Annotated in this window: 30 protein-coding genes and 2 tRNA genes; 19 read left to right on the forward strand and 13 right to left on the reverse strand. The window is 58.7% G+C overall.

What is annotated here, in order from left to right; genetic code table 11:
• Positions 1-51: 51 nt before the first annotated feature.
• Both ahpC and ACA073_RS15100 read right to left on the reverse strand, forming a co-directional pair.
• Positions 52-615 carry an alkyl hydroperoxide reductase subunit C gene (gene ahpC / locus ACA073_RS15095; protein WP_008155117.1) on the reverse strand — a complete coding sequence of 188 codons (564 nt, stop codon included), beginning with the start codon at positions 613-615 and terminating at the stop codon, positions 52-54.
• Positions 616-858: 243 nt separating this feature from the next.
• Positions 859-1,803, reverse strand: a complete 945-nt coding sequence (locus ACA073_RS15100; protein WP_497397330.1) for a site-specific integrase — start codon at positions 1,801-1,803, stop codon at positions 859-861.
• Between the two features lie 281 nt (positions 1,804-2,084).
• Between ACA073_RS15100 and ACA073_RS15105 the strand changes: the two genes are divergently transcribed.
• Positions 2,085-3,101 carry a DNA-binding protein gene (locus tag ACA073_RS15105; RefSeq protein WP_497397332.1) on the forward strand — a complete coding sequence of 339 codons (1,017 nt, stop codon included), beginning with the start codon at positions 2,085-2,087 and terminating at the stop codon, positions 3,099-3,101.
• A gap of 102 nt (positions 3,102-3,203) precedes the next feature.
• On the opposite strand, the gene gorA is transcribed toward ACA073_RS15105, so the two are convergent.
• Complete coding sequence (gene gorA, locus ACA073_RS15110) at positions 3,204-4,562, reverse strand: glutathione-disulfide reductase (protein WP_497397334.1); 1,359 nt, start codon at positions 4,560-4,562, stop codon at positions 3,204-3,206.
• 130 nt (positions 4,563-4,692) lie between these two features.
• Positions 4,693-5,532, reverse strand: a complete 840-nt coding sequence (galU, locus tag ACA073_RS15115; RefSeq protein WP_497397336.1) for a UTP--glucose-1-phosphate uridylyltransferase GalU — start codon at positions 5,530-5,532, stop codon at positions 4,693-4,695.
• Positions 5,533-5,812: 280 nt separating this feature from the next.
• On the opposite strand from galU, the gene ACA073_RS15120 reads away from it, so the two are divergent.
• Positions 5,813-6,001 carry a hypothetical protein gene (locus tag ACA073_RS15120; protein ID WP_497397338.1) on the forward strand — a complete coding sequence of 63 codons (189 nt, stop codon included), beginning with the start codon at positions 5,813-5,815 and terminating at the stop codon, positions 5,999-6,001.
• A gap of 143 nt (positions 6,002-6,144) precedes the next feature.
• Complete coding sequence (locus ACA073_RS15125) at positions 6,145-6,426, forward strand: hypothetical protein (RefSeq protein ID WP_497397340.1); 282 nt, start codon at positions 6,145-6,147, stop codon at positions 6,424-6,426.
• A 12-nt stretch (positions 6,427-6,438) separates the two neighbouring features.
• On the opposite strand, the gene ACA073_RS15130 is transcribed toward ACA073_RS15125, so the two are convergent.
• Together ACA073_RS15130 and ACA073_RS15135 are read right to left on the reverse strand one after the other, a co-directional pair.
• Positions 6,439-6,669 carry a hypothetical protein gene (locus ACA073_RS15130; RefSeq protein WP_497397342.1) on the reverse strand — a complete coding sequence of 77 codons (231 nt, stop codon included), beginning with the start codon at positions 6,667-6,669 and terminating at the stop codon, positions 6,439-6,441.
• Positions 6,670-6,741: 72 nt separating this feature from the next.
• On the reverse strand, positions 6,742-7,101 hold the full coding sequence (locus ACA073_RS15135) for a hypothetical protein (RefSeq protein ID WP_497397344.1): 360 nt from the start codon (positions 7,099-7,101) through the stop codon (positions 6,742-6,744).
• 212 nt (positions 7,102-7,313) lie between these two features.
• Between ACA073_RS15135 and ACA073_RS15140 the strand changes: the two genes are divergently transcribed.
• The 6 genes from ACA073_RS15140 (at position 7,314) to ada (ending at position 10,956) form a co-directional block, all read left to right on the forward strand.
• Positions 7,314-7,616, forward strand: coding sequence for a DUF1883 domain-containing protein (locus tag ACA073_RS15140; protein ID WP_028620033.1), 303 nt, complete (start codon positions 7,314-7,316; stop codon positions 7,614-7,616).
• 34 nt (positions 7,617-7,650) lie between these two features.
• Entirely contained in the window at positions 7,651-7,821 is a 171-nt protein-coding gene (locus ACA073_RS15145; protein ID WP_497404242.1) for a hypothetical protein, read from the forward strand.
• Between the two features lie 125 nt (positions 7,822-7,946).
• Positions 7,947-8,453, forward strand: a complete 507-nt coding sequence (locus ACA073_RS15150; protein ID WP_497397346.1) for a methylated-DNA--[protein]-cysteine S-methyltransferase — start codon at positions 7,947-7,949, stop codon at positions 8,451-8,453.
• Positions 8,450-9,154, forward strand: a complete 705-nt coding sequence (locus tag ACA073_RS15155) for a 2OG-Fe(II) oxygenase (RefSeq protein ID WP_497397348.1) — start codon at positions 8,450-8,452, stop codon at positions 9,152-9,154. The genes ACA073_RS15150 and ACA073_RS15155 overlap by 4 nt, the downstream gene beginning before the upstream one ends.
• Before the next feature lie 4 nt (positions 9,155-9,158).
• Complete coding sequence (alkB, locus tag ACA073_RS15160; RefSeq protein WP_497397350.1) at positions 9,159-9,824, forward strand: DNA oxidative demethylase AlkB; 666 nt, start codon at positions 9,159-9,161, stop codon at positions 9,822-9,824.
• 85 nt (positions 9,825-9,909) lie between these two features.
• Complete coding sequence (gene ada / locus ACA073_RS15165) at positions 9,910-10,956, forward strand: bifunctional DNA-binding transcriptional regulator/O6-methylguanine-DNA methyltransferase Ada (protein WP_497397352.1); 1,047 nt, start codon at positions 9,910-9,912, stop codon at positions 10,954-10,956.
• Between the two features lie 92 nt (positions 10,957-11,048).
• Here the strand turns inward: ada and acuI are convergent, their stop codons facing one another.
• Positions 11,049-12,032 (reverse strand): acrylyl-CoA reductase (NADPH), encoded by a 984-nt coding sequence (gene acuI / locus ACA073_RS15170; protein ID WP_497397354.1) that lies wholly within the window; start codon positions 12,030-12,032, stop codon positions 11,049-11,051.
• Between the two features lie 211 nt (positions 12,033-12,243).
• Between acuI and ACA073_RS15175 the strand changes: the two genes are divergently transcribed.
• From ACA073_RS15175 to ACA073_RS15210, 8 genes are all read left to right on the forward strand, one after another.
• On the forward strand, positions 12,244-13,308 hold the full coding sequence (locus ACA073_RS15175; RefSeq protein ID WP_497397356.1) for an NAD(P)H-dependent flavin oxidoreductase: 1,065 nt from the start codon (positions 12,244-12,246) through the stop codon (positions 13,306-13,308).
• A 226-nt stretch (positions 13,309-13,534) separates the two neighbouring features.
• A complete protein-coding gene (gene modA, locus ACA073_RS15180; RefSeq protein ID WP_497397358.1) occupies positions 13,535-14,302 on the forward strand; it encodes a molybdate ABC transporter substrate-binding protein in 768 nt (255 codons plus the stop codon).
• On the forward strand, positions 14,302-14,982 hold the full coding sequence (gene modB / locus ACA073_RS15185; RefSeq protein ID WP_497397360.1) for a molybdate ABC transporter permease subunit: 681 nt from the start codon (positions 14,302-14,304) through the stop codon (positions 14,980-14,982). Before modA ends, modB begins: the two co-directional genes overlap by 1 nt.
• A gap of 3 nt (positions 14,983-14,985) precedes the next feature.
• Complete coding sequence (gene modC / locus ACA073_RS15190; protein ID WP_497397363.1) at positions 14,986-16,065, forward strand: molybdenum ABC transporter ATP-binding protein; 1,080 nt, start codon at positions 14,986-14,988, stop codon at positions 16,063-16,065.
• Positions 16,066-16,140: 75 nt separating this feature from the next.
• A complete protein-coding gene (locus ACA073_RS15195; RefSeq protein ID WP_497397365.1) occupies positions 16,141-17,181 on the forward strand; it encodes a DNA topoisomerase IB in 1,041 nt (346 codons plus the stop codon).
• A 71-nt stretch (positions 17,182-17,252) separates the two neighbouring features.
• Positions 17,253-17,474, forward strand: a complete 222-nt coding sequence (locus tag ACA073_RS15200) for a hypothetical protein (RefSeq protein WP_497404108.1) — start codon at positions 17,253-17,255, stop codon at positions 17,472-17,474.
• 115 nt (positions 17,475-17,589) lie between these two features.
• Positions 17,590-17,820, forward strand: a complete 231-nt coding sequence (locus tag ACA073_RS15205; protein WP_046038414.1) for a hypothetical protein — start codon at positions 17,590-17,592, stop codon at positions 17,818-17,820.
• Between the two features lie 306 nt (positions 17,821-18,126).
• Complete coding sequence (locus tag ACA073_RS15210) at positions 18,127-18,411, forward strand: hypothetical protein (RefSeq protein WP_497397368.1); 285 nt, start codon at positions 18,127-18,129, stop codon at positions 18,409-18,411.
• Here ACA073_RS15210 and ACA073_RS15215 read toward each other — a convergent pair.
• Positions 18,396-19,091 (reverse strand): TetR/AcrR family transcriptional regulator, encoded by a 696-nt coding sequence (locus tag ACA073_RS15215; protein ID WP_497397370.1) that lies wholly within the window; start codon positions 19,089-19,091, stop codon positions 18,396-18,398. The two genes, ACA073_RS15210 and ACA073_RS15215, sit on opposite strands and share 16 nt — an antisense overlap.
• Before the next feature lie 154 nt (positions 19,092-19,245).
• Here ACA073_RS15215 and ACA073_RS15220 point away from each other — a divergent pair, with 154 nt between their 5' ends.
• Together ACA073_RS15220 and ACA073_RS15225 are read left to right on the forward strand one after the other, a co-directional pair.
• Positions 19,246-20,082 carry an NAD(P)H-binding protein gene (locus ACA073_RS15220; protein WP_497397372.1) on the forward strand — a complete coding sequence of 279 codons (837 nt, stop codon included), beginning with the start codon at positions 19,246-19,248 and terminating at the stop codon, positions 20,080-20,082.
• Between the two features lie 155 nt (positions 20,083-20,237).
• Positions 20,238-20,441 carry a hypothetical protein gene (locus ACA073_RS15225; RefSeq protein ID WP_497397374.1) on the forward strand — a complete coding sequence of 68 codons (204 nt, stop codon included), beginning with the start codon at positions 20,238-20,240 and terminating at the stop codon, positions 20,439-20,441.
• Positions 20,442-20,500: 59 nt separating this feature from the next.
• Here ACA073_RS15225 and ACA073_RS15230 read toward each other — a convergent pair.
• The 5 genes from ACA073_RS15230 to ACA073_RS15250 all read right to left on the reverse strand — a co-directional run bounded on the left by ACA073_RS15230 (position 20,501) and on the right by ACA073_RS15250 (position 24,513).
• Positions 20,501-20,587, reverse strand: a tRNA-Leu gene (locus ACA073_RS15230).
• Between the two features lie 194 nt (positions 20,588-20,781).
• Positions 20,782-20,855, reverse strand: a tRNA-Cys gene (locus tag ACA073_RS15235).
• A 417-nt stretch (positions 20,856-21,272) separates the two neighbouring features.
• Positions 21,273-22,619 carry a glutamine synthetase family protein gene (locus ACA073_RS15240; protein WP_497404110.1) on the reverse strand — a complete coding sequence of 449 codons (1,347 nt, stop codon included), beginning with the start codon at positions 22,617-22,619 and terminating at the stop codon, positions 21,273-21,275.
• 23 nt (positions 22,620-22,642) lie between these two features.
• Complete coding sequence (locus tag ACA073_RS15245; RefSeq protein ID WP_497397376.1) at positions 22,643-23,197, reverse strand: helix-turn-helix domain-containing protein; 555 nt, start codon at positions 23,195-23,197, stop codon at positions 22,643-22,645.
• A gap of 26 nt (positions 23,198-23,223) precedes the next feature.
• Complete coding sequence (locus ACA073_RS15250) at positions 23,224-24,513, reverse strand: NAD(P)/FAD-dependent oxidoreductase (RefSeq protein WP_497397378.1); 1,290 nt, start codon at positions 24,511-24,513, stop codon at positions 23,224-23,226.
• Between the last annotated feature and the right edge of the window lie 207 nt (positions 24,514-24,720).

Genomic DNA, 24,720 nt, shown 5'->3' on the forward strand with positions numbered 1-24,720 from the left:
GCAGCTTACTGATGAGGTGCGGAGCTCCGCCCTGAGTTGCGTGTCACAGACTTAGATCTTGCCGACCAGGTCCAGCGACGGAGCCAGGGTGGCCTCGCCTTCTTTCCACTTGGCTGGGCAAACCTGGCCTGGGTGAGCAGCGACGTACTGAGCAGCCTTGATTTTGCGCAGCAGCTCGGAAGCGTCACGGCCAACGCCGCCATCGTTCAGTTCAACGATTTTGATCTGGCCTTCAGGGTTGATCACGAAGGTGCCACGGTCAGCCAGACCGGCTTCTTCGATCAGCACGTCGAAGTTGCGGGAGATAGCGTGGGTCGGGTCGCCGATCATGGTGTACTGGATTTTGCCGATGGCTGGCGAAGTGTTGTGCCAGGCAGCGTGGGCAAAGTGGGTGTCAGTGGAAACGCTGTAGATTTCGACGCCCAGTTTCTGGAACGCGTCGTAGTTGTCAGCCAGGTCTTCCAGTTCGGTCGGGCAAACGAAGGTGAAGTCGGCCGGGTAGAAGAACACGACAGACCACTTGCCTTTCAGGTCAGCGTCCGACACTTGTACGAAGTCGCCATTTTTGTAGGCGGTAGCTTTGAACGGTTTAACTTGGCTGTTGATGATAGGCATCGTTGACTCTCCATCAGGGGTTAAGAAGTTGATGGGGTGAACTCTACCCACTCGACGGACGGATGGCTCATTGGCAAACTTGATGCTGCTGATGGGTTTTCGCTATTAGCCGGTAGTATTAATAGAAGGAAACGATATCCAGGAACTCTGTAGGAGCGAGCTTGCTCGCGATGGACTTGAGGGCGCCGCGTACTTTCAGGAAGCGCGCATTATCGTTAGCGTCCATCGCGAGCAAGCTCGCTCCTACAGATCCGGGGTCAGCGGCCTTTCGGCGAGGCGGGTCATGCCGAAGAATGGGCTGGCCTCGATGTAACGCATGGCGGACTTCATGTCTTTCCAACCCACGTAGCTCATCAACGACTTCAAGTCCCAGCCACTCTGATGGGCCCAAGAGGCGAAGCCGCGTCGCAACGAATGGCTGGTGTAGTGCTCGGCGGGAATGCCAGCGCGTTCCAGTGCCTGGCGCAACAACGGGATCACGCTGTTGGCGTGCAGCCCCTCCTCGCTCAGATGCCCCCAACGGTCAATTCCACGGAACACCGGCCCGCGCACCAATGCGGCCTCGGTCATCCAGGCGATGTACGCCTGCACCGGGCACAATCGCTGCAACGCCGGCGTCTGGTAAGTCTTGCCGAGGTTTTCGCGGTCGCTCTTGCTGCGTGGCAGATACAGAGTGATGCCTGAGCCGGCGCTGGCCTGAACGTGCTCGATCTGTAGGCGACACAACTCGTCGCTACGGAAACCGCGCCAGAAGCCCAACAGGATCAGCGCCATATCGCGCCGGGCTCTTAACAGAGTCGGTTGATCGTTTTGTGATTTGGCGATTTGTGCTTCCTGCTCAAGCCAGGCCACCACCTGCTCCAGATGTTGAAGCTGCAACGGTTCGGCCTGTTTCTCCTGCGCCGGGTGCAACGCGCGAATGCCTTTGAACACTTTGCGCACAACGGGCACCTTGGTGGGATCGGCAAACCCCTGGCTGTTATGCCACTGCGCCAGCGCCGACAAGCGCAACTTCAACGTATTGATCGATAACTCGCCCGCATACGCCACCAGATAGCGCGCAACGCTGTCGGCAGTGGCTGGCAGAAAGCCGCCCCAAACCACTTCGAAATGCTCGATGGCCGCTCGATAGCTACGACGGGTGTTGTCGCGCGTGGCGGCTTGCAGGTATCGATCCAGATCGCTCATGGCGGTGACTACTGTAGGAGCGAGCTTGCTCGCGATGGACGTAAACGTTGACGCTGACTGCCTGAATGAACGCAATTGCCTGGAGGTTTTTCGCGAGCAAGCTCGCTCCTACAAGAGGGTCGTGTACGGGAATGGAGCTGCGAACACTTCAGGATCGTTATCACACGGGGTAATACCAGTATATCCCGTATCAATAATTTACACTTTTTCCATTTTTTGCATGCATGGTACACTGCGTACTTTTGTGGTACGTACCACAGTACGAAATCGTAGGAGAACACATGGCTCGTGGCGGTATCAACAAAGCAGTGGTTCAAACGGCGCGCCTGGCAATCCTCGCCCGTGGCGAACACCCGAGCATCGACGCTGTACGCATCGAGATGGGCAACACCGGTTCAAAAACCACCATTCACCGGTATTTGAAGGAACTGGATGACGGTATCGAACCCGCCGCGCCCTCCTCCGAACCCATTGATGACGAGCTGACAGGGCTGGTCTCTCGCCTCGCGCAACGCCTCAAGGAACAGGCGCAAGAGCCCATCGATCAGGCTTGTGCGCAGTTCGAGCAACAACGAAAAGAGCTGGAAATCCAGCTGAGCAACGCGCAAGAAGCCCACAGCGAATTACAGCAGCAGTACGAGCTTCAAACCCTGGCGCTGACGCAGGAATCCGACACCCTGCAAAACACTCAATCCATGCTGCAGACCGAGCAAACCCGCAACGCCGGACTGAACCAGGCGCTGGCTGACTTCGAGTTACGCTTGAATGACAAGGACGAGCAGATCCGCTCCCTTGAAGAAAAGCACCTGCACGCCCGCGATGCGCTGGAACACTATCGCAATGCCGTCAAAGAGCAGCGCGAACAGGAGCAACGACGTCACGAAGGTCAGGTGCAGCAGATTCAAATGGAATTGCGCCAGGCGCAGCAAAACGCCCTTGTCCGTCAGGATGAAATCACCCAGCTGCACCGTGACAACGAACGTTTGCTGACTGAAAACCGTGGCACGCTGCGGGAACTGAGCCTGTTGCAGGAACAGCTCAAGCAGACCCATACCCGCCAGGATCAGTTGCTGGAACAGGTCAACCGTATCGACAGCGAACGCACCCTCCTCCAGGAACGCTTGCGTGCAGCACTGCTGGAAAGCCAGTCGCTGAAACAGAGTGTCGAGGAGCAGTCACAGATCAAAAAGTCGCTGGAAATCGAATTGAGCAAGGCCCAGGCAGCGCTTGAGGAACGCGCACCAAGCCCCCCTGTAGGAGCGAGCTTGCTCGCGATGGACGTAAACGATAACGCGTAAAATCAGATGCCCGGCGGCGCCCTTGGTTTTTTCGCGAGCAAGCTCGCTCCTACAGGAAAGGCATGTGCGTCTGGCGACAGCGCCAGACACAGCCATGGCCGATTAACCCGCGACCGGCGTACGCATGGTGACGAACTCTTCGGCGGCCGTCGGGTGCACGCCGATGGTTTCGTCGAAGTCACGCTTGGTGGCGCCCGCCTTCAAGGCGATTGCCAGACCTTGCACGATCTCGCCGGCATCCGGCCCGACCATGTGGCAACCCAGCACCTTGTCGGTTTTGCCGTCCACCACGAGCTTCATCAGTGTGCGTTCCTGGCATTCCGTCAGGGTCAGCTTCATCGGGCGGAAGCGGCTTTCGAAGATCACCACGTCGTGACCGGCTTCGCGAGCCTCTTCCTCGGTCATGCCAACGGTGCCGATGTTTGGCAAGCTGAACACAGCTGTCGGGATCATCTTGTAATCCACCGGACGATACTGCTCAGGCTTGAACAAGCGCCGCGCAACAGCCATGCCTTCGGCCAGTGCGACCGGGGTGAGCTGGACCCGACCAATCACATCGCCAAGGGCCAGGATCGACGGTTCGGCGGTCTGGTATTGCTCGTCCACTTCGACGAAACCTTTTTTGTCGAGTTTGACGCCGGTGTTTTCCAGCCCGAGGTTGTCCAGCATCGGGCGGCGGCCGGTGGCGTAGAACACGCAGTCGGCTTCCAGTTGGCGACCGTCCTTGAGCGTCACTTTCAGACTGCCGTCGGCCAGCTTTTCAATGCGCTCGATGTCGGCATTGAATTGCAGGTCCATGCCACGCTTGGTCAGTTCTTCCTGCAAGTGCTTGCGCACTGCACCGTCGAAGCCGCGCAGGAACAGGTCACCGCGATACAGCAACGTGGTCTCTGCGCCCAGGCCGTGGAAAATCCCGGCGAACTCGACGGCAATGTAACCCCCGCCCACGACCAGCACGCGTTTTGGCAACGCTTTGAGGAAGAACGCCTGGTTGGAACTGATCGCATGCTCGTGCCCCGGAATTTCCGGGATCTGCGGCCAGCCGCCAGTAGCAATCAGGATGTTCTTCGCAGTAAAACGTTCGCCATTGATCTCGACGGTATTGGGGTCAACGATTTTGGCGTGGCCTTCATGCAGGGTCACACCACTGTTGACCAGCAGGTTGCGGTAGATGCCGTTCAGGCGATTGATCTCGCGATCCTTGTTGGCGATCAGCGTTGCCCAATCGAACTGTGCTTCACCCGGCGTCCAGCCGAACCCGGAAGACTGCTCGAAGTCTTCGGCGAAATGCGCGCCGTAGACCAGCAATTTCTTCGGCACGCAGCCGACGTTCACACAGGTGCCGCCCAGGTAGCGACTCTCGGCCACGGCCACTTTCGCGCCAAACCCGGCCGCGAATCGCGCAGCCCGCACACCGCCGGAACCGGCGCCAATCACATAAAGGTCAAAATCAAAGGCCATTTTCAATCTCCTCGGCAGGCAAACAGCATACCCGCAGACGTCCGTTGGGCAAGCGCTGCAAACGATATGGGGCCGGAAAATGAAAAAGCCACCCGAAGGTGGCTTTTCAGTACAAGCAGATCAAACGCTATCAGTAAGCCTTGCCCGTCTTGTAGAAGTTCTCGAAGCAGAAGTTGGTCGCGTCGATGTAGCCTTCGGCGCCACCGCAGTCGAAACGCGTGCCCTTGAATTTATAGGCAATCACGCAACCGTTCTTCGCCTGCTTCATCAGGGCGTCGGTGATCTGGATCTCGCCGCCTTTGCCTGGCTCGGTTTGCTTGATCAGCTCGAAAATGTCCGGAGTCAGGATGTAACGACCGATGATCGCCAGGTTCGACGGAGCATCTTCCGGTGCCGGTTTTTCGACCATGTTACGCACGCGGTAAAGGTCATCAGCGATCAGCTCGCCAGCGATCACGCCGTACTTGTTGGTTTCCTGCGGATCCACTTCCTGGATCGCGACGATGGTGCAGCGATACTGTTCGTACAGCTTGACCATCTGGGTCAGTACGCCGTCGCCTTCGAGGTTAACGCACAAGTCGTCCGCCAACACCACAGCGAAAGGTTCGTCGCCGATCAGCGGGCGACCGGTCAGGATCGCGTGGCCCAGACCTTTCATTTCAGTCTGACGGGTGTAGGAGAACGAGCACTCGTCGAGCAGTTTGCGGATGCCGACCAGGTACTTTTCCTTGTCGGTGCCCTTGATCTGGTTTTCCAGCTCGTAGCTGATGTCGAAGTGGTCTTCCAGAGCACGCTTGCCGCGGCCGGTGACGATGGAGATTTCGGTCAAACCAGCGTCCAGTGCTTCTTCGACGCCGTACTGGATCAGTGGCTTGTTTACCACCGGCAGCATTTCTTTGGGCATGGCTTTAGTCGCTGGCAGGAAGCGAGTACCGTAACCGGCTGCTGGGAACAAGCATTTCTTGATCATATAAGTCCTTAAAAGGGCTGTGTGTACGAGTTTCGGCGCAGTCTAATCAGGCCGCGAGCACCTTACAATGCCCTGCGCTGGCTAACCGATGCCATCATAGAGAAATATTCTCGCGGATAGTTCCGCAGATCGTTCCGTCGCCCTTTATAGATAGCAGAGATTCCGACCGGCGCCGACGAATCTGCCACCCACAGATTCGCACCACCATACGCCCATCAGCACCGGTTGAGCGCAATTGGCGCTATCATTGCGCAATTGAACCAGCCAACGAGGCAGATAGATGTCGGTAGCAAAAAGTGTCAACGGTTTCCTGATCAATCAGGCGAAAGACGGCCAGTGGTGGGTAGCCGGCGTCAGCGGCGAGAATATCGCCGGGCCATTCCCGACCGAAGCGTTGGCGATTGAAGTGGCGTCCGTATTGGAGCTGGAACACCCGGCCCCCAAACGCCGCGGCAAAGACAAGACCTGATCTGAAGCCGACTTGCCTGACCATGCCCTGCCTCGCGCAGGGCTTTTTTTGCGATGGCCTGTAACGAAGTGGCCTTTCGCTATAACCTTTTGATTCCGGCGCTGTCACAGGCTTAGCCCCATTATCCTGACGACGACCACAACATGACTAAATTTTTGCCCCTGATTGCGATCCTCGCCCTGAGCGGTTGCGCCACTTCCGAAACCACCTTCCTGAACAACGGCGAGCAAGGACTGGCCATCGACTGTTCGGGGGAAGCCAATTCCTGGGCTACCTGCTATGAAAAAGCCGATGCTTCGTGCGCCGGCACCGGCTATCGAATCGTTGGCACCGACGGCACACCTTCAACCAAGGAAAGTGACAAGACCCTCGGCGTCGATGTGGGCAATTACAAAAACCGCAGCGTCGTGGTGGTCTGCAAGTAAGGCACTCGTGCCCTACATATGAATTTCAGCGAATTTGATCCCGAGACCGCGCACCGTCTCGATCAGATCGTCGAGGCGGCCAAAGGATTCGACTTCATCGTTGTCATCCACCAGAAAATAACTGCGCCCGGCGCTTTTCTTGAAAAACACAATCCATTCCTCCGGGTCCGCCGGATTCTGAATCACATGAGTGGCAGAGATATGACCCTCTGCATGCCGCTCCCGTACCTGCTCTCGCTTCATGCTCGACTCCAGAAATGACAATGCCGCCAAAGCGTTGCTTTGACGGCATCGATGCTGACTGTCGCTATTCTATCAGCCGGAAATGCACGCAGTGGCGGCATTGCGCACATCCATCGGGCGCAATGGCACATTGGAAATACGTTCATGCAGCTTGATGCTGCTGCCGCTGGAGCGCTCTTCAATATCGAATACGGCCGCCGGTCCCGACGAGAACTTCTGTGGCACGATGACCCGCACACCTTCTTTCTCCTGTGGCTCGATTTGCAGGGCACCACGGCTGCTGGCCAGTTTCTCGGTCAGGCATTGCGCATATTCATTGGGCTTCTTGCCGGAAATCACGTTCATGGTGGGCAGCGACTCGTTGATTTCCGAGACACTCGCACAACCACTTATGGCTAATGCAAACGGCAAGACCCACGCACCCCACTTCATACAAAACCTCCGGTAAAGACCCTCCGACAGCACAAATGCTGGTTTTCTCCGAGGCTCACTGCTTTTATCGCTTATGGAATTCCGAATAACTGTTTTTAATTGTCAAAGCGCACCCCGACGACCGGATAATAACCTGTTCGGGCTGATAAACTGCGCCAATCGCCCATGCTATCGTTTTGATTTTGTAGAAAAAGCCCTTCTGGAGGCGCCTCATGAAATTTATCCACCAGCGCGAGCACCTCAATGAAGACGACATCGTCGTCATCCAGTGCTCCCAAATGTGCAACATCCGCTTGATGAACGACGCCAATTTCCGCAGCTTCAAGAATGGCGGCCGTCACACTTACCATGGCGGTGCGTTCGACACCTTCCCGGCCCGCATCACTGCGCCGAGCACCGGTTTCTGGAACATCACCATCGACACCGTCAACCGTCGGCCGATCAGCGTGACCCGCAAACCGACCCTGACTCACTCCATCAAGATTATCCGCCGCTCCACCACGAAACTGAGCTGAGCGACACCCCACTCGAACATAAGCAGGAATGACCGTGGCCCAAACGACCAAGTACGTCATCAAATACAAACTCAACGGCGAACGCCGCTTCGAATTTGCCCAGCTTGAAAACGGCACCAAAGCAGAAGCCAGAGCCGCGCTGGACGCCATTCATGGCCAGGGCGAAGACGTCATCAGCGATATCAGCGTCAGCAAAGCGCTGTAACGGGATCCGGAGCGACAATGTGGATGTCTGCTCCGTCCGTTGAATTCGACCACAAGCGCCGGAGAGTTCACGAAGGCAGCGCTCCCTAGACTGGCCACCTCAACCTTTGGTTAAGGAGTCAGAACATGTCTGCTTCCCCGATTCGTTTCATCAGCGGCACGTCCAGCCTTGGCACCTTGCTGCTGGCCTCCAGCGCGCAAGGTCTTTGCGCATTGCTGCTCGGTGATGACCTGGCGACGCTGGAGCGTGATCTTGCGCGGCGGTTCCCCGGCCAACCAACGCCCCAACGTGATGAAGGCTTGATGCCTGCGCTGGAACACATCCTTGGCTATCTCGACAATCCTCTGGCCGAGCTCGATCTGCCGCTGGATCTGGCGGGCAGCGCTTTTCAACGACGGGTCTGGGAGGCCCTGCGCCAGATCCCGCTCGGCAAAACCGCCAGCTACCAGGAGATCGCCCGGCAACTGGGGCAACCCAAAGCCTTTCGCGCCGTGGCCAATGCCTGCGGCGCGAACCCGCTGGCGGTCATCGTGCCGTGCCATCGGGTCCTGCGTCAGGACGGCAGCCTCGGCGGTTACCGCTGGGGCCTGGAACGCAAACGGCAACTGCTGGAACGTGAGGCGCTGCAATGATCGAGCAGTTTCTGGATGCATTCGACTGGGCAGCGCTGGAGCGGCAACTGGATCAGGATGGCTGCGCGGTCATCCGCTCGCTGATCAGCAGCGAGACGTGCGATGACATCAGCGCGTTGTACGCCCGACCTGAACCGTTTCGCTCGCAAGTGATGATGGCGCGTCACGGCTTCGGCCGTGGCGAATACAAATACTTCAGGTATCCGCTGCCAGACGTCGTCGCCACATTGCGCCATGCGCTCTACCCTCGGTTGGTGCCGATCGCCAACCGCTGGTACGAGCAAATGGACTTGCCGGTCCGTTTCCCTGCAAGGCATGCGGCGTTTCTTGAGCGCTGTCATGCCGCCGGTCAGGTGCGTCCAACGCCGTTGTTGCTGCAATATGGGCCACAGGACTACAACTGCCTGCATCAGGATCTGTACGGCGAACATGTATTTCCGCTGCAAGTGGCGATTCTTCTGTCAGCGCCGGACGAAGATTTCACCGGCGGCGAGTTTGTACTGACCGAGCAACGTCCCCGGATGCAGTCGCGCCCCCAGGTCATTGGATTGAAAAAGGGTGACGCGGTGATCTTTGCCGTCAATCAGCGACCGGTCAAAGGCGTTAGTGGCTATTACCGGGTCACCCTGCGCCACGGCGTGAGTCGCCTGCACAGCGGAAAACGGCATACCCTTGGAATCATCTTTCACGACGCGTTATGACTTTATGAATCCGACCACTTTCGATCTGTTTGCCGATTCGGAGCCCGAGCAGCAGCCTCGGCGCGAGCAAATTGGCGAACAGTCCTACGTCTTGAGAGGCTTCGCCCTGCCCTGGCTGGAACAGTTGCTGCCCGCATTGGAAACGGTGCTGGTGGCAGCGCCGTTTCGGCAGATGGTCACGCCCGGCGGCTTTACCATGTCAGCGGCCATGAGCAGTTGCGGCACATGGGGCTGGACCACCGACCGCAGCGGTTATCGCTATTCCCGTCATGATCCCCGGACCGATGCCCCCTGGCCGGAAATGCCGCAGGTGTTTTTTGCGCTCGCACAAGCGGCGGCGCTGGAAGCCGGTTTTGCCGATTTCGTACCCGATTCCTGCCTGATCAACCGCTATATTCCCGGCGCGAAGATGTCCTTGCACCAGGACAAGGACGAAGCGTCCTACGCAGCGCCGATCGTTTCGGTGTCGCTCGGCTTGCCGGCGATGTTCCTGTTTGGCGGTTTTGAACGCAGCGACAAAAGCCAGCGAGTGCCGGTGTTCCATGGCGATATCGTGGTCTGGGGCGGCGTTGATCGCCTGCGTTATCACGGGGTCTTGCCGATCAAGGAGGGGCAGCATCCACGCATGGGCGAGCAACGGATCAATTTCACGTTTCGTACCGCACAATGAGCCCGAGAATTTGACCGCAAGACCCGGAGTGCAACGACCCTGCCGGCTGGTTACCCTGAATCAAACGGTCAACGGACATGAAGCCATGACAACCACCGAGAACGATCCCCGCTGGGCCGCCGTCGTCGCCCGGGATCCCCGCGCTGACGGGCAGTTTGTGTATGCGGTGAAAACCACCGGCATCTACTGCCGCCCCAGCAGTCTGGCGCGTTTGCCGAAGCCGCAGAATGTCGAATTCTTTGACACGGCCGAGCAGGCCCAGGCAGCGGGTTACCGCCCGAGCAAACGAGCGGCAAAGGATCAAAGTGACGTCGCCGCACAACATGCCGCGACCGTCGCCGCGGCTTGTCGCCAGATCGAGATGGCCGAGCATCTGCCAGCATTGAGCGAATTGGCCGATGCTGCGGGACTCAGCAGTTTTCACTTCCATCGGGTGTTTAAAACCGTGACCGGACTGACACCCAAGGGCTACGCCACGGCTCATCGTTCGCGCAAGGTGCGTGCGCGATTGACCGATGGAGGTTCGGTGACCGACGCGCTGTATGACGCCGGCTTCAACTCCAACAGCCGTTTTTATGAGGCAGCGGATCAGTTGCTGGGTATGAAACCCGGTGATTACCGCGCCAAAGGTCAGAACAACGACATTCGATTTGCCGTCGGCCAGTGTTCTTTAGGGGCGATTCTGGTGGCACAAAGCGTACGCGGTGTTTGCGCGATTCTGCTGGGTGATGATCCGCACCAACTGGTGTGCGACCTGCAGGACAAGTTTCGACGCGCCAACCTGATTGGCGCTGATCATGAATTCGAGCAACTGATCGCAAAAGTCGTCGGCTTTATCGAAGCCCCGGCCATCGGCCTGGATTTGCCGCTGGACGTTCAAGGCACCGCGTTTCAGGAGCGCGTCTGGCAGGCCTTACGGGAGATTCCTGCAGGCAGCACCGCCAGTTACGCTGAAATCGCCCAGCGCATCGGCGCACCGAAAGCGGTGCGTGCCGTGGCTCAAGCCTGCGGCGCGAACAGCCTGGCGGTGGCGATCCCGTGCCACCGCGTGGTGCGCAGCGACGGCAATCTGGCGGGCTATCGCTGGGGGGTGGAGCGCAAGCGGCAGTTGCTGGAGCGTGAAGGCCAATAGATCAAAAGATCAAAAGATCGCAGCCTGCGGCAGCTCCTACAGGATGTACGCCAATCCAATGTAGGAGCTGCCGCAGGCTGCGATCTTTGCTTTTAGCGATTCACATCCACCACCACCCTTCCACGCAACTGACCGGCGAGCAAACGCGGTGCAGCGTCGATGGCTTCGCTCAAACCGATTTCGTGACTGATCAGTGGCAGCAAAGCGAAGTCCAGATCCTTGGCCAGTCGGCTCCACGCGAGCACGCGTTTGGCTTTGGGCTGGGTCACGCTGTTGATCCCGGCGAGGGTCACGCCACGCAAAATGAAGGGGGCGACGGAGGCCGGAAAGTCCATGCCTTGCGCCAGACCACACGCGGCAACAGTGCCGTTGGCCTTCGTGCTGGCACAGGCGTTGGCCAGGGTGTGACTGCCGACCGAGTCGATCACGGCCGCCCATCGCTCCTTCGCCAGCGGCTTGCCCGGTTCGGACAGCGTGGCGCGGTCGATGATTTCGCTGGCGCCCAATTGCTTGAGGTAAGCGTGTTCGGAGGTGCGGCCAGTGGACGCGACCACCCGGTAACCGAGCTTGCTCAGCAACGCGATGGCGAAACTGCCTACACCACCATTGGCGCCCGTGACCAGGACGTCACCCTGCTCGGGCGTCACGCCGTTATGCTCCAGCGCCAGAATGCTCAGCATCGCCGTGTAGCCGGCCGTGCCGATGGCCATTGCCTGGGCAGCCGTGAACTCCCGGGGCAAGGGAATCAGCCAATCGCCATTCAAACGTGCCTTCTGCGCCAGCCCACCCCAATGCCCTTCGCCGACACCCCAGCCATTGAGTACGACCTGATCACCGACCTTGTAGTCCGGATGCCCACTGACTTCGACAGTCCCCGCCAGATCGATGCCCGGCACCATCGGGAATTTTCGCACCACCGGGCTGCTGCCGGTGATCGCCAGACCGTCCTTGAAATTCAGCGTGCTGTACGCCACTCGCACTGTCACATCGCCCTCGGGCAGTTGCTCGTCATTGATCGCTTGCAGTGTGGCCCGGTAACCGCTGTCGTCTTTGTCGATCAAAATGCCTTGGAACATTGTCGTCTCCTAATCGAATCACTCAGTTGTGGTGCAGTTGGAATATCACACTGCAACCTTTTGCCGTACCCGACTTTAAGCCAATCCGGGCGCTGCCATTACCGGTGATCCACACCCCATGCAAAAACTCGATTGGTCCTGCGCCCGCCATTGCTGGTACAAATCCGGTTCTACCGCCCCTGCCCTGTTTTGACGACGGAGAACCTTGCAAATGAGCCAATGGCCAGACACCCGAATTCTTGATCTGCTTGGGATCGAACTGCCCATCATCCAGGCCCCGATGGCTGGCGCCACTGGTACAGCCATGGTGATCGCGGCGAGTAATGCAGGTGGCCTGGGTTCGATGCCCGCGGCCATGTTGAGCACCGAGCAGTTGCGCGATGAATTGAAGACGATCCGCCAACACAGTCAGCGCCCGTTCAACGTCAACTTCTTCTGCCATCAACCGTCGGCCCCCGATGAGCAGCGCGCTCGGGACTGGAAGAATCTGCTGGAACCTTACTACCGGGAACTGGGCGTGGATTTCGACGCGCCGACGCCGGTGTCCAACCGCGCGCCGTTCGACAACGCGACCTGCGAAGTGATCGAAGAATTCCGTCCCGAAGTGGTGAGCTTTCACTTTGGCCTGCCGGAAAAATCCCTGCTGGATCGCGTCAAGGCCACCGGCGCAAAAGTACTGTCTTCAGCCACGACCGTCGAAGAAGCGATCTGGCTTGAGCAGCATGGCTGTGACGCGATTATCGCCATGGGTTACGAAGCCGGTGGCCATCGGGGCATGTTTCTCAGCGACGATCTAAGCAGCCAGGTGGGTATCTTCGCGCTGGTGCCGCAAATCGTTGATGCGGTGAAAGTACCGGTCATTGCTGCCGGCGGTATAGCCGATGCACGAGGTGTCGCGGCGGCGTTTCTGTTGGGCGCTTCGGCGGTGCAAGTGGGTACGGCGTATTTGTTTACGCCGGAGGCCAAGGTCAGCGCCTCTCATCACAAGGCGTTGCGCACGGCCAAGGAAAGCGAGACCGCTGTCACTAATCTTTTTACCGGACGCCCGGCGCGGGGGATTCTGAATCGGGTCATGCGTGAACTCGGGCCGATGAGCGATAAAGCACCGGCCTTTCCGTTGGCGGGTGGTGCGTTGATGCCGCTGCGGGCTAAGGAGGAAGCGGATTTCAGCAACCTTTGGGCCGGGCAGGCTTTTACGTTGGGAGTTGAGATGACGACGGCGGAGCTGACGCGGCGACTGGCCGAAGAGGGATTGGCGAAACTATTGCACCGGTAGACACAACACCTGTGGCGAGGGAGCTTGCTCCCGCTCGGTTGCGAAGCAGCCGCAAAACTTTTAGGGCCGCTGCGCGCCCCAGCGGGAGCAAGCTCCCTCGCCACAGAGACTTATTCGCACCATTCAATCCAATTTCAATACATTCCGTTTGCAGGCATTTCGCTATATATTCCACTATATAGCGTTTTCACCCCCTCGCTGTATTTGCCTGCCACGGAGCCGTTTCATGACCATTCGTGCCTCACGTTTTGCCCCAACCTGCCTGGCGAGCCTGCTCGCGGTGCTCGCCATCGGCGCTGCCCGGGCCGATGAAGTCCAGGTCGCTGTCGCGGCCAACTTCACCGCGCCGATCCAGGCCATCGCTGCCGATTTCGAGAAAGACACCGGGCACAAACTGGTCACCTCCTTTGGTGCAACGGGCCAGTTCTACACCCAGATCAAAAATGGCGCGCCGTTCGAAGTGTTCCTCTCGGCGGACGACACCACCCCGCAAAAACTCGAAACCGAAGGCGACACGGTCAAGGGCTCGCGCTTCACCTACGCCGTCGGCACCCTCGCGCTATGGTCGGCCAAGGAAGGTTATGTCGATGCCAAGGGCAAAGTGTTGAGCGACAACCAGTACCAGCATCTGTCGATCGCCAACCCGAAAGCCGCACCTTATGGCCTCGCCGCCACCCAGGTACTGGCCAGGCTGGGCCTGACCGACAAGGTCAAAGACAAGATCGTTGAAGGCCAGAACATCACTCAGGCTTACCAGTTCGTTTCCACCGGCAACGCAGAACTGGGTTTCGTCGCCTTGTCACAGATCTACAAAGACGGCAAAGTCACCAGCGGTTCGGCGTGGATCGTTCCGGCCAACCTGCACGAGCCGATCAAACAAGATGCGGTGATCCTCAACAAAGGCAAGGACAACCCGGCCGCCAAGGCATTGGTTGACTACCTCAAGGGGCCGAAAGCCGCGGCTGTCATCAAGTCCTACGGTTACCAACTCTAATGACCCTATCGAGCGCCGACTTTTCCGCGATCTGGCTGACCCTGAAACTCGCGTCCCTGACGACGGTTATCCTGCTGATCATCGGCACTCCGATTGCGTTGTGGCTGTCGCGCACCCAGTCCTGGCTGCGCGGCCCGGTCGGGGCGATTGTCGCCCTGCCCCTGGTGTTGCCGCCCACAGTGATTGGTTTTTATCTGTTGCTGGCACTCGGCCCCAACGGTTTTGTCGGCCACTTCACCCAGTCACTGGGGCTCGGCACCCTGACGTTCAGTTTTGCCGGGTTGGTGATCGGTTCGGTGCTCTACTCGATGCCGTTCGTGGTCCAGCCGCTGCAGAACGCTTTTTCTGCCATCGGCACCCGTCCGCTGGAAGTGGCCGCGACCTTGCGCGCCAATCCCTGGGACACCTTTTTCAGTGTGATCCTGCCGCTGGCCCGACCGGGTTTCATCACGGCGGCGATTCTCGGTTTTGCCCACACCGTCGGCGAGTTCGGCGTGGTGCTGATGATCGGCGGCAACATTCCCGACAAGACCCGCGTGGTCTCGGTGCAAATCTACGATCACGTCGAGGCCATGGAATATGCCCAGGCCCATTGGCTGGCCGGGGCGATGCTGGTGTTCTCGTTTGCCGTGTTACTGGCGCTCTACTCCAGTCGCAAAACCAAAGCAGGCTGGAGCTGATTGATGATTCATACCCGTCTGAAACTGCACTACTCGAGGTTCGCCCTGGATGTGGATTTGCAACTGCCGGGCCGTGGCGTCACCGCGCTTTACGGTCACTCCGGCTCGGGCAAAACCACCTGCCTGCGCTGCATTGCGGGCCTTGAACGTGCGGAACAGGGTTTTATCCAGGTCAACGATGAAGTCTGGCAGGACAGCGACCGGAAGATTTTCGTCGCGCCGCACAAACGCGCGCTCGGTTATGTCTTTCAGGAGGCCAGTCTGTTTCCGCACCTGTCGGTGCTGGCGAATCTGCAATTCGGTCTCCGGCGAATCCCGAAACAACAGCGTCGGGTCGACATGGCTCACGCGACTGAACTGTTGGGCATTGGCCATCTGCTGGATCGTCACCCGCACAACCTTTCCGGCGGCGAACGGCAGCGCATCGGCATCGCCCGCGCCCTGCTGACCAGCCCGAAGCTGTTGCTGATGGACGAACCGCTGGCGGCGCTGGATGCGCAACGCAAGAGCGAAATCCTGCCGTACCTGCAACGGTTGCACGATGAGCTGGACATTCCGCTGCTGTACGTCAGTCATTCCCAGGATGAGGTGGCGCGACTGGCCGACCACATCGTCCTGCTCAGTAACGGCAAGGCGCTGGCCAGCGGCGCCATCGGTGCAACCCTGGCCCGCCTCGACTTGCCGCTGGCGTTGGGTGATGACGCCGGCGTAGTGATCGAGGGCCATGTCAGTGCGTATGACGCCGACTATCAGCTACTGACGTTGCAACTACCGGCTAGCGCACTGAACATCCGTGTGACTCACACGCCGATGGAGGTCGGCCAGGCACTTCGCTGCAAGGTTCAGGCGCGTGATGTCAGCCTGAGTCTGCAAAGCGTCGAGCACAGCAGCATCCTCAATCGTCTACCGGTGACGGTGGTCAGTGAACTGGGCGCGGACAACGCCGCCCACGTGCTGATCCGGCTGGACGCGGCCGGCACGCCGCTGCTGGCACGGATCACCCGTTACTCCCGGGATCAATTGAACGTGCACGCTGGCCAGCAACTCTGGGCGCAAATCAAGGCGGTGGCGGTGCTGGCGTAAATCCGCTGGCACGTCTGCATCGGCGCGCGGTCAATGCCTGTAACGGCCCCTGATTCGTCGCCAAGGATTACCGCCATGCCCGATTCCGCATTACCCGACGTGCTGCCGCCCGACCTGCACTACGTCGACGACACCCAGCCCGGCATCACTCGCAAGAAATTGCGCGGCAAGTTTTGCTACTTCGATCCCACGGGTCAGCGCATCACTGATCCGGATGAAATCAAACGCATCAACGCCCTCGCCGTGCCCCCGGCCTACATCGACGTATGGATCTGCGCCGACCCGCGCGGGCATCTGCAAGCCACCGGCCGCGATGCCCGGGGGCGCAAACAATACCGATATCACCCGCGCTGGCGTGAAGTGCGCGATGCCGATAAGTACTCGCGGCTGCGGGACTTCGGGCTCGCCCTGCCGAAGCTGCGCAAACAGCTTGAAACGCTGTTGGAGGCGCCGGGTTTCAGCCGTGACAAAGTCATGGCCACGGTCATTACCTTGCTCGATGCGACGCTGATCCGGGTCGGCAATACGCAGTACGCGCGGGACAATCGCTCCTATGGGTTGACGACCCTGCGCAACCGTCACGTCGAGGTCAACGGCAGTGCGATCCGGTTCCAGTTCCGTGGCAAGAGCGGTGTCGAACACCAGATCACCGTGAAAGACCGGCGCCTGGCGCGGATCATCAAACGCTGCCAGGAAATTCCCGGGCAAAATCTGTTTCAGTATCTGGATGAAGACGGTGAGCGGCACACCGTCAGTTCCTCCGACGTGAATGCCTACCTGCAAACCCTCACCGGCGCCGACTTCACCGCCAAGGATTACCGCACCTGGGCCGGCAGCGCATTGGCGCTGGCGATGCTGCGCAAACTGCAGTGGGAACCGGAGTCGGATGCCAAGCGCCATGTGGTGGAGATGGTCAAGAACGTCGCCAGGCAACTGGGCAACACCCCGGCGGTCTGTCGCAAGTGCTACATCCACCCGGCGGTACTCGACGGTTTTCTGCTGGGGGCATTGGCGGAGTTACCGCGCCCGAGAACCCGTAAAGGCCTCAGGGCCGAAGAAGTCGGGCTGGCGATGTACCTGGAACGGATGATCGAGGCGTCTCAACCGACGAACTGACCTGTCCATTTTTTGCACGATCGCAAATGGCTTCTATAGTTGTTGTGATAGAAATCAGCTTCGGTGACGCCATGGAAGACATTTTCGCTGTGAAGCGCTGCAACAAGATCGTCATTCATGGCCGCCGAGCCGGGGAAGTCGATCATCAGCCACCTGACGCTGAATGTTGGTTCCGCATCGCCGATACTCGCACCAATGGCTTCATCGGCGACGGCTTCGATCGTGAGGAAGACGCCCAACGCGTGTGCGATCAACTCAATGCCCGATCGCGAGTCAAGGCCCGACAAGGCTGAAGTCCGGGTCTATACTGAAAATGGCTGAGGGAACAGCGATCCCATCGGCAGAAAGCTCGCTCCAGGCGGGCTTTTTGTTGCCAATAGCCAGGTTTCTTGAACGGAGGTGTTTGCCATGTCCGAAAAAGAGTCCATCACCACCCTGCTCACCCTGCTTGATTCCCGCCAGGCTCGCCTCGCTGCGGCGTGCAAGGAAATCGCCGACTGGGTCGATCATCAAGGCGGGCACCCGACCGCCCTCAGAATTCGTGATCGCCTGAACGACATCGAGAAGGACACACCATTGATCCGCAACACGCTGTCCTCGCTCCAACCGGTCGACCGGCCGCTGCCTCGGTTCAGATGACTCGATCTGGACTCCGGACACGAGAGCACGGTCTGATTCAGGACGCATGAACGGCGACGTTTTCGTCACCGGGTGCGTCCTTGCCTGATCATCTGTTGCGCAACCCCAACCCGGCTTGGCGCCGGGATTTTTTTGCCCGGCCATTTCACACCGCGTTCACAACTCACGCCGTACAGTGAACCCACTCCTTTTGATGAACCCCTTGGTCCGCCCGCATGCGGGCCATTTTTTTTGCCCGTCAACCGGTCGCCGAACGTCACCACTTGCGGGAGGTCCAATGATTACACGTCACTAAGGAGGCGTCTGATGGTTACTCACTTCAAAGTTGGCGGGCATCTGGCCTGCGGTCACAAAGGAAGCAAACTCACCTCGACCACTGAACTGACCCGGGTGAAATGCAGAAGCTGCCGAAACACCGAGGCGTTCCAGGATGCGCGCAAAGACCAGCGTAACGCTGCACGCCGCGCCGCACGCAAAGCCAAAGTCACTCACACCGCCAATGACTGGCGCGCAGCGTGGGTCGAGCGGCTTACCGCGATGGACGGGCTGCAACGATTGCCTCGTGGCTTTACCGGTCAACCTTTCGTTTGACCGACAGGTCCGGCGGTTGCGACGCCATTCGTCCCAACCGCCAATCCCGTGATTTCACGCAAAGACATTCGCTTGAATGCCTCGACCAGTCCGCGCCCTTCTTCGGGTGCACATGAGATGGCCAGGCGCATGGTCGCTTCGCCCAGGTGCCAGATCAAAAATGCCGAAGCCTGAACCTGCCCCGTGTCACTGCCTGGATACACCCGCAGCATCACGTCAGCCAACAGCCCGCCAGCAATCCGGCTTTCCTGCAGCTCCAGCGCCATGAGTTGTTTGTCTGCCTGCATGCCAGACCAGATGTCGCGCATCGCCGGTGTCGCCAGCACGATCTCGTAATACTCGTCGAGCAATTCTGAAAAGGCTGCGTTCAGCCCTTGCGCATCTTCAACCGCCGCCAGTGCCGCTTCGATACAGCGACGGCTTTCGGCGTTGTAACGCTCGGCCAGGGTTTGTATGACCGAACTTTTGTCGGGAAAGTACTGATAAAGCGAACCGATTGAAATCCCGCAGCATTCGGCGATTTCGCTCATTTTGAGCTGATCGCTGCCCTTGCTCGCAGTCAATTGCGTCGCCGCCGCCAGGATTCGCTCCTGACGCTCGCGACTCCGCTGTTGTGTGGGATTGCGCCGGGTCGGCTCGGACACAGGTAGTTCGACTACTTCGGTGGTTTTCTTGGGCATGGCCCGCTCCCCGATCAATAACATGACATAGGCTCACCTTAGCACTGCCCGTACGTCGGTTTCATCGCTTCCATCGGTTGACGATAAAAGATGAGGGTCTATCATCTTTTAAAACATGAGTATCACTCACATTAAACCGATGGAGATGAGCGCGATGAAAACCACCCACGAAACCATCCTGATTCTCGGTGCAACGGGCAAAACCGGGCGGCGAATCGCTCAGCGACTGCAAGCGGACGGAGTGCCTGTTCGGCTGGGTTCTCGCGGGGCAAATCCAGCGTTCGACTGGGAGGATCGAAGTACGTGGGCAGCCGCGCTCGATGGCGTTCGCGCCGCCTACATCTCGTTTCAACCGGACCTCGCGGTACCCGGCGCCGTTGAGACAGTGCAGGCATTCACCGATCAGGCGGTCAAGAGCGGTGTCCGCAAATTGGTGCTGCTGTCGGGGCGCGGCGAAGTTGAAGCGGAACAAGCCGAACGCATCGTTCAGAACAGCGGAGCCGACTGGACCATCCTGCGGGCCGCCTGGTTTTTCCAGAATTTCAGCGAAGCACACTTTCTCGAACCGATTCTGCAGGGTGAACTCGCCCTCCCCGTCGGCAGCATCGGCGAGCCCTTTGTCGACGTGGAAGACATCGCCGAAATCGCGGTCGAGGCGCTGACCAAGCCGGGACACTCGGGCCAACTGTATGAACTGACGGGGCCGCGAGCATTGACCTTCGCTGAGGCCATCGCTGAAATTGCCCGTGAGACGGAACGGGATATCGCTTTCGTCGCAGTACCGCCGGACGCCTATCGCCAGGCGCTGGAACAGGCACAGCTACCCGCCGAATTGATCGACCTGGTCCTTTATCTCTTTACTACCGTACTCGACGGTCGCAATACACCACTGGCCGATGGCGTGCAGCGTGCACTGGGTCGCCCGGCGCGGGACTTCAGCGACTATGTTCGACGCACTGCCGTCATGGGTGTCTGGGCAAGTGAAGATTGAACCGCGCGACCATTAAGTCATTCGGTGTGCATTTGATTGATCAATAGCGTCGTACGCCGTTTTCCTTTTTGGCGATAAAGCGTTTCCTCAACTAGGATTTCTAACGCATCCAAACGCGCCAACCCTAGTGTGGAGACCTGATCAAGGAGGAGTAAATGACACCGATTCGTATGGCGGAGAAAACCTACCGCACCTGGTCAAGCCCAATCTTGCTAGAGCTTAAGGAAAGAGAGGATCAGCTGGATCCAGACGCCCGCGAGGCACTGCAAAACGTCCTGGTTGAGAGAAGGCTCATTGACATCGGAAGCCCTTCCGGCATCGAGCGGCGCGGGAAACAGGAAATCGACAGTCACAAATAGCGGACCGGAAACAAACAAGGGTTTGCATCAGCTTTCGCTCGCAAACCCTTGATTTCAAATGGTGCCCGAAGCCGGAATCGAACCGGCACGCCCTTACGAGCGGGGGATTTTAAGTCCCATGCGTCTACCAGTTTCGCCATTCGGGCGGTAGCGCGGTAAGCGGTCTGAAGACTGACAAATGTGGATCTGTCAGTTCTGACGCCTGTGCAGCAGAGGACGAAATATATACATCCCGTCCCGGTGAAGCAAGTTCGCAAATGCCCATTTCAAGACTAAATCTTGCAGGGCAACGCAAATAAAAAAGCTCCGTAAATCATAGATCTACGGAGCTTGTTTAAAGTGGAGGCCGAGGTCGGAATCGAACCGGCGTAGGTGGATTTGCAATCCACTGCATAACCATTTTGCTACTCGGCCTCAAACATCTGATGTCATGTAGCACAACATCAAACGCGTACAAACTTGGAGCAGATACTAGATCTAACTCCTTGAAAACATTGAGCTTTTTCAGCGGTCAGTGCTTTCGATGGCGTGAATTATGTACTGATTTCCCGAGGCTGACAACCCCTTGATTTCAAAAAAAATTCTGCTCACCGCTTTGAACGTTTACTGGAGGTTGCCCAGTCGTCCGTCAGGATCAGGCAAAAAAAATCCCGGGCAGCTGATGGACGCCCGGGATTTAAAAATGCATAAACCGTGGTGGTGAACGCGGGGCGGATATTACGGAATATTTCGCCGTGTAACAAGATATTTTGATTCACCATCCGGTTACTAAATTTTCTAACCCCTTAAATATCCACACTTTTTTTAAGGTCGAGTGACGACGAGCAGTCACTACAAGTACCAGCGATATTCACGGGCACTGATGTCTTGCAGAAATGCCAAATGGTCCTGACGCTTGTTTTCGCAATATACATTCACGAACTCTGCGCCCAATCCCTCACGTAATTGCGCATGGCTTTGCATTGCTCGCACGGCCTCCAGCATTTCCAGCGGGAAATCGATGCCGCTGCCACGATCTTCGTTGAGCGGTGCGATCGGTTCACGCCCCGCTTCCAGTCCTTGTTCCAGCCCAACCAGAATCGCCGCCAGCACCAGATACGGGTTGGCGTCGGCGCCGGCGAGGCGATGTTCGATCCGTAGATTTTTAGCGTCCGACTCCGGTACCCGCAGGCATGCATCCCGATCTTCGAAGCCCCAGCTGGCGCGTGTCGCGACATTCACGGTGCCGCTCAAGCGACGCATTGCGTTGTGGTTCGGGGCAAAGATCGGCATGCAATGCGGCAACAGTTCAAGGCAACCGGCCACCGCATGGCGCAGTGGTTGTTGTCCGTTGGCCGCCAGCAGGTTTTTGCCCGCCTCGTCATACAGGCTCACATGAACATGCATGCCGCTGCCGGGGTGTTGCAAGTAAGGTTTGGCCATGAAACTGGCACGGTAGTTGTGCTTCATGGCCACACCGCGCGTGCTGCGGCAAAACAGGGCGGCCCAGTCGGCGGCACGCAGCCCGTCATCGAGGTGACCGAAGTTGATCTCGAACTGACCCGGGCCCAATTCGGCCGTGATCACTGTGGTGTCGATGCCTTGCGCCCGGGCGGTCTCGACCATTTCATCGAGCACCGGCGCAAACCGCGACAGCCGCTCGATGTGCATGTTCGGCTGATCGTCCGCGTCGTCGGTCAGCGGATCGCGCGCGAACTGCGGCAGGCCGTCGCGCAACTGGCGATCGAACAGGTAGAACTCCAGCTCGAAGGCCACCACCGGGAAAATCCCTTTGCGGCCGAGCCGCTCCAGGACCTGCGCCAGCACTTCCCGTGGCTCGAAAACGATCGGTTTTTCAGTGCCGCTGGAGGTGATCAGCATCTGCCCCAAGGGCTGCTTTTCCCAGTCGACGATTTTCAGTGTGCCTGGCACCAGACGGCGCGGCGCATCCGGGTCGCCATCGTTGAAACAGTAGTCGCCAATGTTGAACAGCCCGCCCTGGGTGCCCAGCAACACACAATTCTGCGGCAGCTTGAGCGCGCTGCCGGCGGCGACTTTTTCGAGCATCTCGATCGGATAGCGCTTGCCGTAGAAATGCCCAGGGATGTCCAGGGAAATCAGGTCCACGTAACGCACATCCGGGAAGCGCTGGCGAAACGCGCGAACTTCAGCGACCAGATCAGAGCAGACAGCATCCATCATGTTGTTCCTTGTTGTTTTTATCAGGTGTAAACCCAGAGCACCCGGGTGAGCTGATCGGAGAGATTGCCGTAGCGGCAATGGGTATGGCTGGCAAGCTGAAAGCTATCCCCGGCCCCCAGGGTGACTGGTTGATCGTCATCCAGCCAAAGTGTCAGTTGCCCCTCCAGGACGTAGCCGCCCTGCTCCGAGCTGTCGCTCATGTGCCGGTCACCGCTGCTGGCGCCGGGCTCAAGCTGGCTTTCGAGCATCGAGAACGACGCGCGCATTTTCGGCGAGACGAGGATGTCGGTGATGCCGTCGGCGTAATACAGCGTGCGGCGCTCGTCCGGCCGGGTCACCCACGGCAAGGCCATGGGTTTGGGCAGGCTATAGAAATAGGTGGTCGGCACGCCGAGGGTTTCGCTGATGGCGGTCAGGTCCGCCACCGTCGGACGTGACAGTCCACGCTCGACTTGCGAGATAAAACCGACGGAGCGACCGATTTTGTCCGCCAGTTCCTTGAGCGTGTATTTTTTGTGTTTGCGCAGGTCCTGAATCAGGATCGCCAACGCCGAGATTTCTTCTTGCCTGTCCATCTGAAAGCTTCCAGAAAATGTGCGAATCAAAGGCTGTCGCGTAAGCGATACCAGGCCTTGCCAATGGCTTCCAGCGGCGCCGCCATGTGCTTGCCGCCAGGGAAACTGCCGTTGACCAGGCCCTGATACAAGGCCAGCTCATCCGGCTGACCCAGTATCGCGTCGGACACGGCGCGTGCCCCGGCCAAGGTTGGCAACACGCCGTGGCCGGAATAACCCTGAAGCCAGTAGAGATCACCGCGGCGACCGATATCAGGCGTGCGCTTGAGGGTGAGATCGATGTGCCCGCCCCAGGCGAATTCCAGCTCTACACCCTTGAGCTGTGGAAACACCCGTTGCAGAAAGGGTCGGGTCGCCGCGGCGATGTCCTTCGGCATACCACCCAGGTACGTGCAACCACCGCCAAACAGCAAACGGTTATCGGGCGTACGCCGGAAATAATCGAGCACGAATTGATTGTCGGTGACGCAGACATTGCTTGGCAGCAGCGCAGTGGCCTGCGCTTGCGAAAGTGGCGCGGTGGCCACCTGATAGGTGCCGACCGGCAACACGCAACTCGACAGCTTCGGATCAAGCCGATCCAGATAAGCATTGCACGCCAGCACCAGCACATCGGCCCGAACACGACCGCGCTCAGTGGTGACCACGTAGCGTCCACCCTCTTCGCGGTAGCTCAGCGCCTTGCTTTGTTCGTGAATACGACCACCGGCGCGCTCAATGGCGGCCGCCAGACCGAGTGCCAGCTTCAGCGGATTCAGGTGCGCGCCTTCCGGATCAAACAGCCCGGCTTCATAGCGCTCACTGGCAACCCATTGCGGCAACTGCTCACGCGGGATGAATTGCAAACCGTCGTGGCCCCACTTGTGGCTGGCCTCGTGTTGCCATTTGGTCAGCAGACTTACTCGACGCTGTAGCACTGACGTCCAGAGATGGCCGGCCCGGTAGTCACAATCGAAACCATGGCGTTCGGGCAACGCTCGCAACTCCTGTGCAGCCCAGCGCATACCGTCCCACAACCGCCGCGCACGTTCGTAACCCAGCGCAGCCTCCAGCGGCGGCATGTCGCACGACCAACCGAGAATGGCCTGACCGCCGTTGCGCCCCGACGCCGCCCACGCCACCCGACTGGCTTCCAGCAAGGTCACGCGCTTACCGGCCAGGGCCAGTCGCAGTGCCGTGTGCAAGCCACTGAAGCCGGCGCCGATGATCAATACTTCGGTGTCCTGCTCGCCCTCCAACGCCGCACGTTCCACCAGACGATCTGCGCAAGTGTGGGCGTAGTAACTGGCGACGTGCCGGGTGGATTGCTGGAACATGCGGGCCTCATGAAATTTTATTATTAAAATTTCATGAAAAAATACACATGTTATTTCACAGACGCAAGAACCTGTAGGAGCGAGCTTGCTCGCGATGGTGTGTCAGTCAACCCTGCGTGGCTGACACACCATCGCGAGCAATCGAGCGTCGACCGGCTGCTCCTACAGGGAAATTCAGGTGATTTCCAGTTCGCGGAAGGCTCGGCG

It is taken from the genome of Pseudomonas sp. LBUM1670 (genome assembly GCF_059695695.1).

What these genes read in the sequence shown, in the direction of transcription:
- ahpC (WP_008155117.1), bottom strand. Translation starts at nt 615, where the DNA reads ATGCCTATCATCAACAGCCAAGTTAAACCGTTCAAAGCTACCGCCTAC.
- ACA073_RS15100 (WP_497397330.1), bottom strand. Translation starts at nt 1,803, where the DNA reads ATGAGCGATCTGGATCGATACCTGCAAGCCGCCACGCGCGACAACACC.
- ACA073_RS15105 (WP_497397332.1), top strand. Translation starts at nt 2,085, where the DNA reads ATGGCTCGTGGCGGTATCAACAAAGCAGTGGTTCAAACGGCGCGCCTG.
- gorA (WP_497397334.1), bottom strand. Translation starts at nt 4,562, where the DNA reads ATGGCCTTTGATTTTGACCTTTATGTGATTGGCGCCGGTTCCGGCGGT.
- galU (WP_497397336.1), bottom strand. Translation starts at nt 5,532, where the DNA reads ATGATCAAGAAATGCTTGTTCCCAGCAGCCGGTTACGGTACTCGCTTC.
- ACA073_RS15120 (WP_497397338.1), top strand. Translation starts at nt 5,813, where the DNA reads ATGTCGGTAGCAAAAAGTGTCAACGGTTTCCTGATCAATCAGGCGAAA.
- ACA073_RS15125 (WP_497397340.1), top strand. Translation starts at nt 6,145, where the DNA reads ATGACTAAATTTTTGCCCCTGATTGCGATCCTCGCCCTGAGCGGTTGC.
- ACA073_RS15130 (WP_497397342.1), bottom strand. Translation starts at nt 6,669, where the DNA reads ATGAAGCGAGAGCAGGTACGGGAGCGGCATGCAGAGGGTCATATCTCT.
- ACA073_RS15135 (WP_497397344.1), bottom strand. Translation starts at nt 7,101, where the DNA reads ATGAAGTGGGGTGCGTGGGTCTTGCCGTTTGCATTAGCCATAAGTGGT.
- ACA073_RS15140 (WP_028620033.1), top strand. Translation starts at nt 7,314, where the DNA reads ATGAAATTTATCCACCAGCGCGAGCACCTCAATGAAGACGACATCGTC.
- ACA073_RS15150 (WP_497397346.1), top strand. Translation starts at nt 7,947, where the DNA reads ATGTCTGCTTCCCCGATTCGTTTCATCAGCGGCACGTCCAGCCTTGGC.
- ACA073_RS15155 (WP_497397348.1), top strand. Translation starts at nt 8,450, where the DNA reads ATGATCGAGCAGTTTCTGGATGCATTCGACTGGGCAGCGCTGGAGCGG.
- alkB (WP_497397350.1), top strand. Translation starts at nt 9,159, where the DNA reads ATGAATCCGACCACTTTCGATCTGTTTGCCGATTCGGAGCCCGAGCAG.
- ada (WP_497397352.1), top strand. Translation starts at nt 9,910, where the DNA reads ATGACAACCACCGAGAACGATCCCCGCTGGGCCGCCGTCGTCGCCCGG.
- acuI (WP_497397354.1), bottom strand. Translation starts at nt 12,032, where the DNA reads ATGTTCCAAGGCATTTTGATCGACAAAGACGACAGCGGTTACCGGGCC.
- ACA073_RS15175 (WP_497397356.1), top strand. Translation starts at nt 12,244, where the DNA reads ATGAGCCAATGGCCAGACACCCGAATTCTTGATCTGCTTGGGATCGAA.
- modA (WP_497397358.1), top strand. Translation starts at nt 13,535, where the DNA reads ATGACCATTCGTGCCTCACGTTTTGCCCCAACCTGCCTGGCGAGCCTG.
- modB (WP_497397360.1), top strand. Translation starts at nt 14,302, where the DNA reads ATGACCCTATCGAGCGCCGACTTTTCCGCGATCTGGCTGACCCTGAAA.
- modC (WP_497397363.1), top strand. Translation starts at nt 14,986, where the DNA reads ATGATTCATACCCGTCTGAAACTGCACTACTCGAGGTTCGCCCTGGAT.
- ACA073_RS15195 (WP_497397365.1), top strand. Translation starts at nt 16,141, where the DNA reads ATGCCCGATTCCGCATTACCCGACGTGCTGCCGCCCGACCTGCACTAC.
- ACA073_RS15200 (WP_497404108.1), top strand. Translation starts at nt 17,253, where the DNA reads ATGGAAGACATTTTCGCTGTGAAGCGCTGCAACAAGATCGTCATTCAT.
- ACA073_RS15205 (WP_046038414.1), top strand. Translation starts at nt 17,590, where the DNA reads ATGTCCGAAAAAGAGTCCATCACCACCCTGCTCACCCTGCTTGATTCC.
- ACA073_RS15210 (WP_497397368.1), top strand. Translation starts at nt 18,127, where the DNA reads ATGGTTACTCACTTCAAAGTTGGCGGGCATCTGGCCTGCGGTCACAAA.
- ACA073_RS15215 (WP_497397370.1), bottom strand. Translation starts at nt 19,091, where the DNA reads ATGCCCAAGAAAACCACCGAAGTAGTCGAACTACCTGTGTCCGAGCCG.
- ACA073_RS15220 (WP_497397372.1), top strand. Translation starts at nt 19,246, where the DNA reads ATGAAAACCACCCACGAAACCATCCTGATTCTCGGTGCAACGGGCAAA.
- ACA073_RS15225 (WP_497397374.1), top strand. Translation starts at nt 20,238, where the DNA reads ATGACACCGATTCGTATGGCGGAGAAAACCTACCGCACCTGGTCAAGC.
- ACA073_RS15240 (WP_497404110.1), bottom strand. Translation starts at nt 22,619, where the DNA reads ATGGATGCTGTCTGCTCTGATCTGGTCGCTGAAGTTCGCGCGTTTCGC.
- ACA073_RS15245 (WP_497397376.1), bottom strand. Translation starts at nt 23,197, where the DNA reads ATGGACAGGCAAGAAGAAATCTCGGCGTTGGCGATCCTGATTCAGGAC.
- ACA073_RS15250 (WP_497397378.1), bottom strand. Translation starts at nt 24,513, where the DNA reads ATGTTCCAGCAATCCACCCGGCACGTCGCCAGTTACTACGCCCACACT.